Source organism: Paraburkholderia sp. XV (assembly GCF_020177535.1).
Classification (GTDB): Bacteria; Pseudomonadota; Gammaproteobacteria; order Burkholderiales; family Burkholderiaceae; genus Paraburkholderia; species Paraburkholderia caribensis.
In genome coordinates, this window is the sequence record NZ_JAGUUD010000047.1 from 1 (window position 1) to 16,700 (window position 16,700).

General features: G+C 66.0%; 3 protein-coding genes. 2 read left to right on the forward strand and 1 reads right to left on the reverse strand.

All coding sequences use genetic code 11. From position 1 onward, the window contains the following. Positions 1-62: 62 nt before the first annotated feature. Positions 63-1,838: a cyclic peptide export ABC transporter gene (locus tag KFO72_RS21665; protein WP_225033001.1), complete on the reverse strand. Its 1,776-nt coding sequence runs from the start codon at positions 1,836-1,838 to the stop codon at positions 63-65. 255 nt (positions 1,839-2,093) lie between these two features. On the opposite strand from KFO72_RS21665, the gene KFO72_RS21670 reads away from it, so the two are divergent. Both KFO72_RS21670 and KFO72_RS21675 read left to right on the forward strand, forming a co-directional pair. Then, positions 2,094-11,690, forward strand: a complete 9,597-nt coding sequence (locus KFO72_RS21670) for a non-ribosomal peptide synthetase (protein ID WP_225033002.1) — start codon at positions 2,094-2,096, stop codon at positions 11,688-11,690. 11 nt (positions 11,691-11,701) lie between these two features. Further along, positions 11,702-16,684: a non-ribosomal peptide synthetase gene (locus KFO72_RS21675; protein ID WP_225033003.1), complete on the forward strand. Its 4,983-nt coding sequence runs from the start codon at positions 11,702-11,704 to the stop codon at positions 16,682-16,684. The last annotated feature ends 16 nt before the right edge of the window (positions 16,685-16,700 follow it).

Sequence of the window (16,700 nt, forward strand, 5' to 3'; positions counted from 1 at the left end):
CAAAACCAAAACCAAAACCAAAACCAAAACCAAAACCAAAACCAAAACCAAAACCAAAACCTTCAACCCACATCCACCTGAACGAACGGCACACGTCCCGTGCCATCCCCAACATCCTCCCGCGACCCCCGTCGCGTTTCATTAACGATGGCCCCGTTATCCAACTTCAACACGCGATCCGCAAGCGAAAAGTACCGATCATCATGCGTAATCACAACAACAGTCTTACCGCGTCCGCGCAGCTCCGGCAACAGTTGCTCATAGAACACCGCCTTGAACGACGGGTCCTGATCCGCCGCCCATTCATCGAACAGATAGAACGGCCGATCTTCCAGATACGCAACAACGAGCGCAAGGCGCTTACGCTGCCCGGTCGACAGCGCGCGAGTCGAGAACATACCGTTTTCAACGCTAACCTTATGATCAAGCGCAAGCCTGGCGATCAGCGTATTAGCCCGTGCATCGGCCGCGGCGCGCGCGCCACCGTTGTCGTCGGGATCGACAATACCGAGCAGCGTGTCGAACAGATGGAAGTCGTTGAACACCGTCGAGAAGCGCTCACGGTATGCGGGCCGCGTATCCCGCGTGACAGCCGAGCCATCCACTTCGATGACGCCGCCTTCCGGCTCATATAGACCCGTCAGCACCTTCGCGAGCGTCGTCTTGCCGCTGCCGTTGCCGCCGACGATAAACACCAGCTCGCCCGGCTTGAAGGTCAGATCGATCGGTCCGATACGGAACATGCGCTCGTCGCGCTCGTGAAAATACGCATGCGTAATGCCGCGCAGCGCGAGCGTGCCGAACGCCGCGGCCTGAGCGCCAACAGCGGGCGCCGGCAAGACCGCCGCGCCATGCGGCTCCTCGAACTCGGCAAGCACGCGCTCGATGCGTTCAAGCGACACGCGCGCCGCGTTGACGGTCGGCAGATTGTTCAGCAGGCCATCGAGCGGCACCAGCATGAACAGAAACACAATCACATAACCGGCGGCCGCTTGTGCATCGGCGTGCACGCCGATCGACGGCAGGAAGGTCGCCGCGCCGAGAAACACATAGAACAGAAAGATGATCCAGCCCACGCCGATCGCATAGGCCACGAACGCGCGGCGCCGGTGGTCGCGCACTTCATTGATGGCGGCGCCCAGTTGCCCGTCGACGAATTGCCGCGCGCGCTCGCGATGCAGCTTCAGTTCCTTCGCCCCCGCGAACAGCGAGCCGAGATAGTCGAACAGCCGGTCTTGCGCGCTGCCCGCTGCTTCGAGCGAAGCAATCGCGCGAATGTCGCCGAACCGGTAACCGAGCGAGCCGACCACGATCGCGCTGAGCGCCAGCACGCAAACAGGCCACGACAGCCACGCAAGATACGCAAGGCAGCCCGCGACGATCGAGCCATGCATGACGATGTTCGGCAGCGCGAAGAACAGCATCGACACGTTGGTGGCGTCGTCGGTGAGGATCGATTGCACAGGCGCCGCGCCGACACGCTCGACGTCGCGCAACTCCGCCGCCGCGACACGCGCGGAAACGTGCTCGCGCATGCGGCCCATCGTGTCCTGCGAAAGTCCCGCGAACAGCACGCCCGAAACAATGCGTGCGATCAGCGCGACCAGCGCGCACGCGGCGAAGCGCAGCGCGAGCGGCAAATCGGCGGCGGCGGGTGCGCTCAGAGCGCGGTTGAGCGTCGCGACCAGCAGCACGCTCGACACGCCATTCGCAATGCACGCGACCAGCGCGAGCGCAAGCGCGCCGCGCGAGCGTCGCAATAGCGACAACAGCAGACGGGTAGCGGGTTTGTTCGGGCGATCCGAACCATTCACGGGCGGTGCGTTGGAAACAGTCATCGAAAGCGGGCGTGAGAGTGAAGGTGCGCAAGGCGCATGAAGGGTCATCCATCCAATAGACGTTTGGGCGTCGCAAAACTTTAGTTAAACGGGCGCGAACGCGAGCAAGCAAGGACTCCGCAGAATTTATTCCGCTGCAGGGGTAAATTTTTTTTCGCGCGATTCGTCACCTGTGTGAAGCCGCTGAAATCGGGACCGGGACAAACCGTGCCCCGATGCAGCGGTATAGCGGCCTTGCCGAAGGACTTCACACGAATGACGACTTTTCCGACTGCCTTGCATCTTCGCCTGCGCGAACTCTCGCGCAGCGCGCCCAACGCACCCGCGCTCGCCGCGTTTTCGCCGCATACCGTGCGCATGTCGCGCGGCGAACTCGACGCTCGCGCGTCGCAAGTCGCGGCGGTGTTGCGCGCGCGTGGCGTGGGGGCGGAGGTGCGGGTGGGCGTGTGCATCGACAGGTCGTGCGATCTGTTCGTCGCGTTGCTCGCGGTGCTGAAGGCGGGCGGCGTGTTCGTGCCGCTCGACCCGCGTCATCCCGCGCAACGTCTCGACTGGATGGCGCGCGACGCGGGTTTGCGGCATGGCATCGTCACGCGCGCCGCCGACGCAACGATGCGCGCCAGATTCGAACACTGCATCGAAGTCGATGCAATCGACAGCACCCACGCCCTTGCATTCGACGATGCGCAGGTGCATCCGCGCTCCGCCGCGTACATGATCTACACATCGGGTTCGACGGGTACGCCGAAAGCCGTGGTCGTCGAGCATGGCCCGCTTGCCGCGCATTGCGATGCCGTGATCGACGCTTATCCGATGACCGACGCGGACCGCGTGCTGCATTTCGCTTCCGTGAATTTCGACCTCGCGCACGAGTATTGGCTTGCGCCGCTGGCGGCAGGCGCCAGCATCGCGATCACGCCGCCCGGCACCGTCGCGCCCGACGATGCGCGAGCGCTGGCCGAGCAGGAGCGCGTGACGATTGCCGCGTTTCCGCCAGCCTATCTGCGTGAATTCGCGCAAGCCGCGCAGCGTCACGGCGTGCCCGCTGCATTGCGCGTGCTCGCGTTCGGCGGCGAAGCGATGCCGGGCGATGTCTTCGCCGATATCCGGCAAACGTTTAGCAACGTGCGTTTGATCAACGGCTATGGTCCGACGGAGACCGTGATCTCGCCGATGCTGTGGCCGCTCGATGCGAGCCGCCCGTTTTATGACCCGTCATGCGCATCGTTGCCTATCGGCCGGCCGATTGGGTTGCGCACGGCTCGCGTGAGCACGCCGGAATCGGCTGATGGCGCGCCGACCGGCGATGGCTCGACAGGCGAGCTGTTGCTGGGCGGCGCATGCCTCGCGCGCGGCTATCACGGACGCGCGGCCCAAACGGCCGAGCGCTTCATCCCCGATGCAGACGGCGCGCCAGGCTCGCGTGTGTATCGCACGGGCGATCTCGCCCGTCTGCGCGCGGACGGCACGTATGACTACATGGGGCGTATCGACGATCAGGTGCAGATTCGTGGCGTGCGTGTCGAACCCCGCGAGATCGCGCAGTGCCTGCGCTTGCATCCCGGCGTGCGCGATGCGGCAGTGCTGGTCGAACAGATGGCCGGGCGCGTGCAGTTGACCGCTTGTGTCGTGATCGAAAGCGCAGTCGCTGAAAGTGCATTACGCGAGCATCTGTCGCAGCACTTGCCGGAAGCCTGGCAGCCGCATCGTTTCGCGCTGCTCGACATACTGCCTTACACGCTGAACGGCAAGCTCGATCGCGAATCGCTGCGCGCACGCGTTGCATCGCAATCGACAGTCGCGTCGTATCGCGAGCCGCAAGGCGAAACGGCGCGCAAGCTCGCTGCGATCTGGCAGGCGATTCTCGGGGATGAGCCTGTCGGCCTCGACGACCGCTTTCTTGCACGCGGCGGCGACTCGATCGCGATCATGCGTCTGCAGGCCTCCATCCGCGCGGAACTGCGCGTGAATCTGCGGCTGGATGCGCTATTCGCCGATCGTTCGCTCGAAGAACTCGCGGCGCTCGTCGACGCGAGCGAAGTCGAAGAGCCTACGCAGCCGCTGCCATTGAAAGCGGCCGCGAGAAGCAAGACGACAGCGGATTACGCGGACCATCGCGCGTCATTTGCGCAACAGCGTTTCTGGGTGCTCGCCCAAACGCGCGACGCGGGCGACGCTTATCACATCGCTGCGCACTGGCACATTCGCGGTTCGATCGATCACGCGTTGCTGGACAAGGCGCTCGCGCAAGTGATCGAGCGTCACGAAGCGTGGCGCACGACGCTGCACGAAGACGACAACGGTATCGTGATGCAGCGCGTTCATGCGCAGATCGCCGTGCCCGTCGATCAGACCGATCTGCGCGGCGTCGCGCTCGCGTCCCGCAAGACACGCTCGAGCGAACTCGCCGACGAGCACGCCACGCGGCCTTTCGATCTGCAACGCGGCCCCTTGCTGCGCGCATCGCTCGTCAGGCTCGCTGATGATGAGCATTGCCTGATGCTGACGGCACATCACGCGATCAGCGACGGCTGGTCGTCGCGTTGCGCGTTCGCGGAACTGGCGCAATGCTATGCCGCGCTGTCGGAAAGCCGTGCTGCTGCACTGCCCGTACTCACGGCGCAATACGCCGACTTTGCGCAATGGCAACGCGAATGGCTCGACGGCGCGGAACGCGAGCGGCAACTCGGCTATTGGCGCGACGCATTGAAGGACGCGCCCGCGCCGCTCGCATTGCCTGTCGATCGCACTGTACCCGCAGCGCGCACGCTCGTCGGCAAGCGCGCTTCGCGGCGGCTCGATCAGCATGTATCGGCGGCTGTGCGCGAACTCGCAAGCAGCGCGCACGCATCGACATTCATCGTGCTGCTGACTGCGTTGCATGCGTGGCTGCATCGGCTGACGGCCGCGACGGATGTCGTGATTGCCGCGCCTGTGGCCAATCGTCAGCGCGCCGAAGTGGCGAATCTGCTCGGTCTTTTCATCAACACGGTCGCGTTGCGCGCACACGTTTCACCGAACGCGCCGTTCAACGCGTTGCTCGCCCAGGTGCGCGACACGACGCTAGGCGCATACGCGAACCAGGACATCCCGTTCGATCAGGTGATCGATGCCGTCAAGCCGCCCGTGCGGCGCGGCGAAGAATGGCTGCGTGTGAAGTTCGCGCAGCAGTTCGTGTTCGACGACCCCGTCGCGTTGCCGGGTGCTGTTGCAACGTTGACGCCCGGCCCCGACAACGCGGCACGCTTCGACTTCGCGCTGGACTTCACTGACGACGCGCGCGGTATCGAACTGGTCGCCGCGTGGGCCACGGATTGCATCGACGATGCGACCGCGCAGGCATGGCTCGATAGTTTCGCTGCGCTCCTGACGGATAGCGTGGCGAATCCTGCGCTCGCTGTTTGCGCGCTTGCTTGTGGCGAGTCGCGCAGCAACCTGCTTCAAGGCCGCGCGCAGACCTTCGAATTCGCCGATGTCGTGGCGGCCTTCACCCATCACGCGAACGCCACGCCCAGGCAGATCGCCGTCACGGACGCGCAGCGGCAACTGAGCTTCGAAGAACTCGACCGCGTTTCGTCGCGTGCCGCGCGCGCGTTGATCGCACACGGCGCGGGCGCGGAACGGGCTGTTGCGCTGTGCATCGACCGCTCGGTCGATTTCGTCGTCGCACTGCTCGCCATATTGAAAGCGGGCGCGATGGCCGTGCCGCTCGATCCCGTTGCGCCACGCGAGCGTATTGAAGCTTCAGTTGCAGCATGTGACGCACGCTGCGTGATCGTGGCCGCCAACGCGCCGCAGATAGACAGCAAAGCCACCGTTCTGTCGCTCGATGCATTGATCGGCACACACGGCGACGCCGCACACGTTTCGATTGCACCCGAACAGGCCGCTTACCTGATCTACACGTCGGGTTCGACGGGCACGCCGAAGGGCGTTGTCGTCTCGCATCGCGCGCTTGCCGACTACGTGCAGGGCATGCTCGACGAACTGAAGTTCGCGCCCGGCGCGAGCATGGCGATGGTATCGACGGTTGCCGCCGATCTCGGCCATACGACGCTGTTCGGCGCATTATGTTCGGGTCGTACGCTGCATCTGCTGCCGAAAGAAGCAGCGTTCGATCCCGACCGCTTCGCCGCGACGATGCGCGAACGTGACGTCGGCGTGCTGAAGATCGTGCCGAGCCATTTGCATGCGCTGCTCGACGCGCAGCAACCCGCCGACGTACTGCCGTCGCACGCGCTGGTGCTGGGCGGCGAGCCGCTGCCGTGGGCGCTGGTCGAACGGATCACGTCGTTGCGGCCCGCGTGCCGTGTGATCAATCACTATGGCCCGACGGAAGCGACCGTCGGCGCGCTCACGTTCGACGCGAGCGCGAATCTGAACGATGCGAGCGCATCGGCAGGCGTGCCTACCGGGCGTCCGCTGCCGAACGCGCGCGCGTGCGTGCTCGATGCGAACGGCGCGCCCGTTCCCGTGGGCGGAATCGGCGAACTGTATCTGGGCGGGCCGGGCGTTGCGCGCGGCTATCTGGGCCGCGCCGCCGCGACTGCGGAGCGTTTCGTGCCCGATGCAAGCGGTGCGCGCATGTATCGGACAGGCGACCGCGTGCGTTTGCGCGCGGACGGCGCGATCGACTATCTGGGCCGTCTCGACGATCAGGTGAAAATTCGCGGCTATCGCGTCGAGCCCGGCGAAGTGAGTGCGACGTTGCGCGCGCTCGACGGCATCAGGCAGGCGGAAACGCTGGCCATCCATGAAGACGGCCGTGCGCGTCTCGCGTCGTTTGTCGTCGTGCAAGGTGCGGGCGACGAAGCGTCGCTACGCGCGCAACTCGCCGCGCGACTGCCCGATTACATGGTTCCCACGACGGTGACGCTGTGCGACGCCTTCCCCGTCACGCCGAACGGCAAGATCGACCGCGCGAAGTTGCGCGAGCTTGCGCAACAGCCCGTCGCGCAATCGGCGAGCGAAGCGCCGCTCGAAGGCGCGGAGCACATTCTCGCGGACGTATGGAAAGAAGTGCTGCGCGCGGAACGCGTGGGCCGCGACGACAACTTCTTCGAACTGGGCGGCGATTCGATCCTCGCGTTGCAGGTAATCGCGCGTTCGCGCAAACGCGGCGTGCGCTTTACCCCGAAACAACTGTTCGACAAACCGACCGTCGCGCAACTGGCGCAAGTTGCGCAAGCCGTTACCGTCGCCGAGCCGAAAGCGCAAACGCGCGCTGTTTCTGAACCCGATGCATCGCATGTTGCGTTGACGCCTGCGCAGCGCCGCTTTTTCGAGTTGACGATTCCCGCGCGCCACCACTGGAATCAGGCCATCGAATTGCATGCGGCCGGGCGCTTCGATCTCGACGCATTCGCGCAGGCGTTCGCCGCAGTGCTCGCACATCACGACGCATTCCGTTTGCGCTTCACGCAAGACGCCTCTTCTTCGTGGGGCGCGCGCTATGCCGACAAGCCGTTCGACACGTTGCCCCTCGTCGCTATTGAAGCGCGCGACGAACACGATGCGCTCGCGCAATTCGACGATCTGCAGCGCAGCTTCAACCTCGCGCGGGGTCCGCTTGCGGGCGCGCTCGTCGCGATGTTGCCCGATGGCACGCCGCGCGTGTGGATGGCGGTTCACCATCTGATCGTCGATGGCGTGTCGTGGCGCGTGCTGCTCGAAGACCTCGACGCCGCCTACGTCGCGGCACGCGAGCGGCGCACCATCAGGCTCGCAGCGCAAGGCGCGCATGCGCCGGACTGGGCGCAGCGCCTCGCCAGCCATGCGGCGGCGCTTTTCAGCAAGGAACTGCCGTACTGGACCTCGATGCAGCACGCGAGCGCGGATTTGCCGTTCGACGATCCGCAAGGCACGGCGACCAATGCCGACGCGTGCACAGTGGAATGGACAATCGACGCCGCGCTCACGCAGACACTGCTTACGGATGCGAACGCCGCATGGCGCACGCAGACCATCGACCTGCTCGTCGCCGCGCTCGCTCACACTTTGGGCACAAGCGTCGAAACGGATTCGCTGCTGATCGAACTCGAAGGCCACGGACGCGAAGCGCTGTTCGAAGACTTTGACGCGAGCCGCTCGATCGGCTGGCTGACGAGCCACTATCCCGTCGCGCTGCCCATCGGTGCATCGAGCGCCGACACGCTCACGGCGGTCAAGGACGCATTGCGCGCGGTGCCGAACAAGGGAGTCGGCTTCGGCGCGCTGCGCTATCTCGCCGATGACGCGACGCGCGCGACGCTTGCCGCGCTGCCGCGTCCGCGCGTGACATTCAACTACCTTGGCCAGTTCGGCGACGCGTCCACCGAGCGCGCGCTGAGCGCACGCTTTGGCGGCGCGGGCTGCGAGCGCGATCCGGCCGGACCGATGTCGAATGCACTGGCGATTCACGCGCATATCGACGGCGCGCGCAAGCTCAACGTGCATTGGGTCTATAGCGCGGCGATGTTCGAGGCCGGCACGGTCGAAAAACTCGCGCGCGCGTTCGAAACCACGTTGCGCGAGATCGCGGCGCGCTGCATCGAACGTGTGTCGAAACGCGGCGCGAGCGCCACGCCTGCCGACTTTCCGCTGGCGCAGCGCGCGGGTCTCTCGCAGCCGATGCTCGAGCGCCTCGAACTGGACTTGCGCACGGTCGACGACATCTATCCGCTGTCGCCGATGCAGCAGGGCATTCTGTTCCACTCGCTGTACGCGCCCGATCGCACCACGTATGTCAATCAACTCGTCGCGACGCTGACGTCGCCGGATATCGCGCGCGTGACGGATGCGTTCCATCGCGTCGTGCCGCAACACGACATCTTGCGCACGAGCTTCTGGCATGACGCCGACGTGCCGTTGCAGATCGTGCATCGCCAGGCGAAGCTGCCATTCGCCGTGCTCGACTGGCGTGGCCGCGATACGCGGGACGCGAACTTCGAGCAATGGCTCACGGAAGATCGAGCGCAAGGCTTCGATCTGTCGCAAGCGCCGCTGATGCGCGTGACGCTGGTTCGCCTCACCGACGACGAATGGCGCCTCGTGTGGACGCGCCATCACTTGCTGCTCGACGGCTGGAGCACGGCGCGCATGTTCGCCGACGTATTGCGCGATTACATGAGCGAGCGCCGCGCGTTGTCGTTCGGCCAGGCGGCGCGCTTGCGCTATCGCGACTTCATCGCGTGGCTCGATGCGCGCGATCACGACGCCGACAAGGTTTTCTGGCTCGAACGCCTCGCACGCTTCGACGAGCCGACGCTGGTTGCGCCGAACGCGTCGCCGGAACATGCTGCCGCCGCACCCAACGACGTCTGGCGCGCGCAACTCGATGCTGCCACAACCGCTAAGCTGACGGCGCTCGCGCGCAGCCTCAGGCTGACGGTGAATACGCTGGTGCAGGGCGCGTGGGCGCTTGCCTTGCAGCGCATGACCCATCACGCGACGGTCGCATTCGGCGCGACGGTCGCGGGCCGGCCCGACGCACTGCCCGACGTCGACAGCGTACTCGGGCTGTTCATCAACACATTGCCCGTCATTGCGACGCCCGCGCCGCAGCGGCGCATCGCCGACTGGCTCGCGGACCTGCAGCGCGACAACGCGGCGAATGCCGAGCACGCGCACACGCCGCTCTTCGACATCCAGCGTTGGGCGGGACAGGGCGGCGGCGCGATGTTCGACACGCTGGTGGTGTTCGAGAACTATCCCGTCGATCCCGCCTGGTCGGCGAACGACGAGCGCGCGCTGCGCCTGTCGGACATTCGCAGCGTCGAATCGACCGATCTGGCCGTCACGCTGGTCGTGCAGGCGGGCGACACGCTGACGATCGACTACGGCTACGACACGGCGCGTATCGATGAAGCGCGCGTGCAGACGCTGCATCGCGCGTTCAATGCATGTGTCGAAGCGTTCATCGCTGATCCGCATGCGTTGCTCGGCAGCGTGTCGATCGCGACACGGGAAGATTGTGCGCAACTCACGCGCTTCAACGAAACCGCGCGGACATGGCGCGATGAACAATGCCTGCCGCTTCATCGCCAGTTCGAAGGCCATGCGGCCGCGACGCCGGACGCAATCGCGCTGGACTTCATCGACGCCAAAGGAAACCGCACCCGTGTCACGTATGCCGAACTCGATGATCGCGCGAACCGCGTGGCTGCTGCGTTGCTGAAGGCAGGCGTCACGGCGGACAGTGTGGTTGCGCTGTGCGTCGAGCGGTCTGTCGACATGGTGGTTGCGCTGTTCGGCGTGTTGAAGGCGGGTGCAGCGTATCTGCCCGTCGATCCCGACTATCCCGCCGATCGCATCGCCTATCTGCTCGACGATGCGCGGCCCGCCGTCGTGCTGACTCAACGGACGCTGCATGCGCGCGTGGCCGATGCGATCCGCAGCGACAGCGCGTGCCTGCTGTGCGTCGAAGAACTCGATGCGAACGCCGTGCTCGACAGGCCCATCGCTGTCGAGCCAGATCAGCTTGCGTACCTCATCTACACATCGGGTTCGACGGGCAAGCCGAAGGGTGCGGGCAACACGCATCGCGCGCTGGCGAATCGCATTGCGTGGATGCAGGAGGCGTACCGGCTGACGCCGCAGGACGTCGTGCTGCACAAGACGCCGTTCGGCTTCGACGTTTCCGTGTGGGAGTTCGTGTGGCCGCTGTCGGTGGGCGCGACGCTCGCCGTCGCCGCACCTGGCGATCATCGCGACCCCGCGCGTCTCGCGTCCGCCATCGCCACATTTGGCGTAACGACGCTGCATTTCGTGCCGTCGATGCTTGGCGCGTTCCTCGGCTATCTGAAGGACTTCGGTGCCGCAGCGCATTGCGCGAGCATCGCGCGCATCGTGGCGAGCGGCGAGGCGCTGTCGCCCGAACTCGTGGCGCGCGCGCGTGCGCTGCTTCCGCAAGCGCAATTGCACAACCTGTACGGCCCGACGGAAGCCGCAATCGACGTATCCCACTGGACTTGCACGGAGGCCGACGCGCGGGCCGTCGCGGTCCCCATCGGCAAGCCGATTGCAAACATTCAACTGCATGCGCTCGATGCGTCGCTGCATCCGTTGCCGGCGGGCGCAATCGGCGAACTGTATCTGGGCGGCGTCGGGCTGGCGCGCGGTTATCTCGGGCGCGCCGCGCTGACGGCCGAACGCTTCATCCCCGATCCGTTCACGCCGGGCGCGCGTCTCTATCGCACGGGCGATCTCGTGTGCCGCCGCGCGGATGGCGTGCTCGACTATCTCGGCCGTGCCGATCAGCAGGTCAAATTGCGCGGCCTGCGTATCGAACCGGGCGAGATCGAAGCGCTATTGCGCGCGGCGCCTGGCGTGCATGACGCCGTCGTGATCGTGCGTGACGAGCAGTTGATCGGCTATGTCGCGCGACGCGCCGAAGAAGCATTCGATCAGGCCGCGCTGTTCGCGGCGTTGAGCGCGCAGTTGCCTGCTTACATGGTGCCCGCTCATGTGATCGAACTCGACGCGTTGCCTGTCACGCCGAACGGCAAGTGCGACCGCAACGCGTTGCCCGCGCCGTCGCTGCAAACGGCAGAAGTGGCCGAACCGCAGACCGATACCGAGCGCGAACTCGCCGCGATCTGGACGCGCGTGCTGCGCATCGACGCGAGCCACGCGATCGGTCGCGACGCCGACTTCTTCGCGCTGGGCGGACATTCGCTGCTCGCGACGCAGGCGAACGCGCAAATCAATCTGCACTGGTCGCTCGCGCTGCCGCTGCGCACGCTGTTCGAGGCCCGCACGCTGTCGCGCTGCGCGGCCGCCATCGATGCGGCGCTCGAAGCGCGCGGCGCTCACTCACTCGACGACGCAGCGCGGGCCATCGATGCGCTGCTCGGCGAACTCGAAGCGCAATAAGGAATGATCGAATGACAGCCAAACCCGACCTGCTGGCGCTCGCCGCGCGTTTCGCGCAATTGCCGGATGCGCAGCGCAAGCTGTTCATCACGAAGCTCGGTGAAGCGGGCATCGACTTTCGCGTATTGCCGATTCCCACGCGCGCGGACCGTTCGTCCGCCGTGCCCGCCTCGTTCGCGCAGACGCGGCTGTGGCTGCACGCGCGGATGATCGACGAGCCGGCGGCGTATCACGTCACTAGCCGGCTGAGGCTCGACGGCGAATTGAATCGCGCGGTGCTGCGGCACGCATTCGATGCGCTGATTGCGCGTCATGAAGCGCTGCGCACCACCTTTGCCGAATCCGCGGATGGCGGCGTCGAGCAGGTCGTGCAAGCGCCTGCGCGGTGCCCGTGGCGCTTCACCGATCTGTCGCGCGCGGCGAAGGAAGAGCGCGAACGCATCGCCGCGGATGTGGCGGCGAAAGACGAAGATCAGCCGTTCGATCTGGCGCAGGACTCACTCGTGCGCGTGCATCTGATCGCGCTCGACGACTCGACCCACTGGCTCGTGCTGACGATGCACCACATCGTCTCCGACGGCTGGTCGATCGACGTGCTGCTCGACGAACTGGCCGCGTTCTATCGCGCTTATGCCAACGGTGAAACGGTTGCGCTCGCACCGCTGCCCGTTCAATACGCGGATTTTTCGCTGTGGCAGCGCCGCTGGCTCGATGCGGGCGAGGCCGAGCGTCAGCTGCAATTCTGGCGCGAGCAGGTGCGAGCGGATGCGGGCGTGATCGCATTGCCCGGCAGCCGCGCACGCCCGATGCAACGCAGCGCGCGCGGTGGCCGACATTACTTCACCGTCGATGCCGCGACGGCACAACGGGTGCGCGCGCTCGCCCAAGCGCGTCGCGCGACGCCCTTCGCGGTGCTGCTTGCGGCCTTGCATGCGTTGCTCGCGCGGGCGAGCGGCGAGCCGCATGTGCAGATCGGCGTGCCTGCCGCGAATCGTGAGCGCGCGGAAACGGCGGGGCTGATCGGCTTCTTCGTCAATACGCTCGCGGTGGCCGCGCGCGTCGATATGCGCAAGCCGTTCGACGCGTTGATCGACAACGTGCAGCGCGCGCTCGTCGATGGTCAATCGAATCAGGACGTGCCGTTCGAGCAGGTCGTCGAAGCACTCGGCGTGCCGCGCAGCGCGAGTCATCATCCGCTGTTCCAGGTGATGGCGTCGTACGCGGCGCGCCGCGCATTGCCCGCGTTCGACGACGTGCGCGTGACCGATCTTCCGTTCGGCGCGCCGTATGCGAAGTTCGATCTGACACTCGGCTTCGAGGAGCGCGAAGACGGCGCGCTCGATGCCGCCTTCGTCTACTCGACCGATCTGTTCGACGCCCCCGCCGTGCAGCGGATGGCGGGCGAGTACGCACAGCTGCTCGACAGCGCGCTGGCGTCGTCGCATGCGCCCGGCGGCGACCTCGAATGGCTGACACACGACGAGCGCGCGCAGCTGGATGCGTGGAATGCGTACGAACGCGCGGACGCGCCGTTCGTCCCCGTGCATGTGACGCTCGCGCAGCATGCGCAGAACAAGCCCGACGTCAGCGCGGTGACGGACGCGCGCACGACGCTCACGCGCGCGCAACTCGATGCGCGCGCCGCGCGGCTCGCGGCGCGGATGATGGCGGCGGGTGTCGGCGCGGAAACGCGGGTCGGCATCGCGGTCGGGCGCTCGACGGATCTGTTCGTCGGGCTGCTCGCTATTCTCAAGTCGGGTGGCGCGTTCGTGCCGCTCGACCCGACGCATCCGCGCGAGCGCCTTGCGCATATCGTCGACGACGCGTCGATCGGACATGTCGTCACCGAGCGGCGCCATGTGCCGAAGCTTCCGCTGCGGCACGGCACGCGCCTATGGCTGATCGACGCGGAAGACGAAGCGGTGCAAGACGAAGTCGCCTGGCACGAACCGGCCATTGCACCGACGCAGGCCGCGTATCTGATCTACACCTCGGGCTCGACGGGCAAGCCGAAGGGCGTCGTGGTCGATCACGCTTCGATCGCAATGCACTGCGCGGCGATTGCCGCGCGCTACGGCATGCGTGAGAAGGATCGCGTGCTGCACTTCATGTCGATCAACTTCGACGGCGCGCATGAATGCTGGCTCGCACCGCTGACGGCGGGCGTCGACATCCGCATCACCGACGATGCATTGTGGCCACCCGCGCAAACCTGCGAAACGATCGCGAATGAACGGATCACGATTGCCGCATTCCCGCCGAGCTACGCGCTGCAAATGGCCGAATGGGCGCGCGCGCATGGCGCGCCGCGTTCGCTGCGCTCGCTCACGGTCGGTGGCGAGGCGACCTCGCGCGAAGCCTTCACCGCGCTGCGGCAGGCGTTCCCTGATGTACGCGTCGTGAACGGCTATGGTCCGACGGAGACGGTGATTACGCCGTTGCTGTGGATGATCGAGGCGCACGAGGACGCGAGCGATATCGCCGATGCCGCGTATCTGCCCATCGGCACGCCCGTCGGCGAGCGCACCGCGCATGTGCTCGATGCGAGTCTGCGGCCGTTGCCGACAGGCGTGACGGGCGAACTGTATCTGGGCGGCACGGGCGTCGCACGTGGCTATCACGCGCGCGCCGCGCTGACGGCCGAGCGCTTCGTGCCCGATCCGTTCGGGCCGCCGGGTGCGCGGCTGTATCGAACGGGCGATCTGGTGCGGCGGCGTACCAACGGCGTGCTGGAGTTTGTCGGCCGTATCGATCATCAAGTGAAGGTGCGCGGATTGCGTATCGAGCTTGGCGAGATCGAAGCGCGCCTGATGGCGCACGACGATGTGCGCGATGCGGTGGCCGTGGTACGCGGAACTGGCGCGGATGCGGCGCTCGCGGCCTATGTCGAGCTCAGCGACGAGGCACGCAAGCGCAATGCACGGATCGATGGCGATGTGCTCGCAGCGCATTTGCGCCGCGCGCTGCCCGACTATATGGTGCCGCCGCATCTCGTCGTGCTCGATGCGCTGCCGCGCAACGCGAACCGCAAGATCGACCGCGCGGCGTTGCCGGAGCCGGTGCGCGTCGAGCGCGTATTCGATGCGCCCGCAGCGGGCATCGAAACGGCGCTCGCGGCGATCTGGTGCGAAGTGCTGCGCGTCGAGCGCGTGGGCCGTGCCGATCACTTCTTCGAACTGGGCGGCCATTCGCTGGCGGCCGTGAGCGTGGCGACGCGCGTCAGCGAACGGCTCGCGCACGACGTGCCCGTTCGCACGCTGTTCGAAGCGCCGACGCTCGCCGCGTACGCACAGCGTGTGGCCGAATCGCCGCGCGTCGGGACGCGCGAGAGCGTGCGTCATGAGCCGGAAGCGAAGGAGGCAACCGACCTTGCGCTGAGCGATGCGCAACGCGCGCTGTGGTTTCTGTGGCGCGCGCAGCCGGAAAGCGCGGCATACAACATTCCCGTCGCGCTGCGCCTGCATGGCGCTGTGGATGTGACCGCGCTGGAAAGCGCGTTCGATCGCGCAGCGCATAAGCACCCTGCGTTGCGCGCACGTCTGGTATCGCCGAAGGGCGCAGCTGAACCGCGTCAGGTGATCGACGCGCATCGTCGCGTGACGCTGCCCGTCGTCGATCTGCGAGCGCTTGCTTCGACGGATGAACGTATAGCGGCGGCGACGCGGCTAACAGATGAAGACGCACTCGCGCCGTTCGATCTCGCCAAGGCGCCGCTGTGGCGCGCGCGCCTGATTCGCCTCGGCGATGAGGATCATGTGCTGTCGGTCGTGATCCATCACATCGTTGCCGATGGTCATTCGATCGACGTGTGGCTGGGCGACGTGCAGCGTACTTATGCGGCATCCGCGACAGGCGAGCCGTCCAGCGCGTCGCCGATGAAACCCGTGTTCGCCTCCCGCACGAAGCCGAGGCACGCCGACCTGAAGTACTGGCGCGACGCATTGCGCGACGTACCGTCGATGCGTTTGCCGCAGCCTGCGGGCGAGCGTCCCGTTTCACCTGAATGGAGCGCGGGACGCATCGCGTTCGCGTTCGACGCGCGTACGGTCGAACGCGCGAAGGCGCTGGCGATGTCCTCGCACGCCACGCTGCCGATGCTGTTGCACGCGGTGCTGAACGTCGCGCTCGCACGTCAGACGGGCGCGCTCGATCAGGCGGTCGGCGTACTCGCATCGACACGCGATGCCGGCACCGACGACGTGATCGGTCTCTTCATCAACGCTGTCGTGGTGCGCACGGCGATGCGCGAAGCGGGATCGCCGCGCGAAGTGATTGCCGCCGTGCGCGAAGCGGCGCTGGGCGCGTACGCGCACGTCGCCGTACCGTTCGCGCAGGTCGTCGACAGTATGCGTGCGTCGCGCACCGCGAACGGCAATCCGCTCTTCCAGGTGATGTTCAACTATCTGCGGCCTGCGCCAGGCGGTGCGCATCAGTGGCGCGGCGTCGAAGTGGATGAGTTCAACGACGTGCGTCATCGCGTGGTGTTCGATCTCGAACTCGATATCGTCGAGCATCCGGATGGCCGTGTGACGGGTGCGTTCTCGTATGGACGCGAACTGGTAGATGGCGAGTTCGTCGCGCGTTTGTGTGCCGATTATCTGGCCGTCGTCACGCGCTTTATTGACGCGCCGGAAGAAGCGATTGTCATTCCGGGCGAGATGTCGATTCCTGCGCCGACACCAGCGCATCACGCGCGCGTCGATCCTTCGCCGCGTGCCGAACGGCTCACGCATGCGCTCGCACGCATCTGGGCCAATACCTTCGACGTCGACGCGCCCGATTACGACGACAACCTGTTCGAAGCAGGCGCAACGTCATTCGACGTCGTGCGCTTCGTCGATGCGGCTGGTGCGGCGGGCTACGCGATCGCGATCGACGACGTGTTCGTCCATCAGACGCTAACGCGCGTGGCTCACGCGCTGTCGCTGCGACTCGACGCGAGCGTCGCACAGGACGCACGCGAAACCGCTACCGAGGTGCGCGATGCACGCTGATTTCATACGGAGTGAC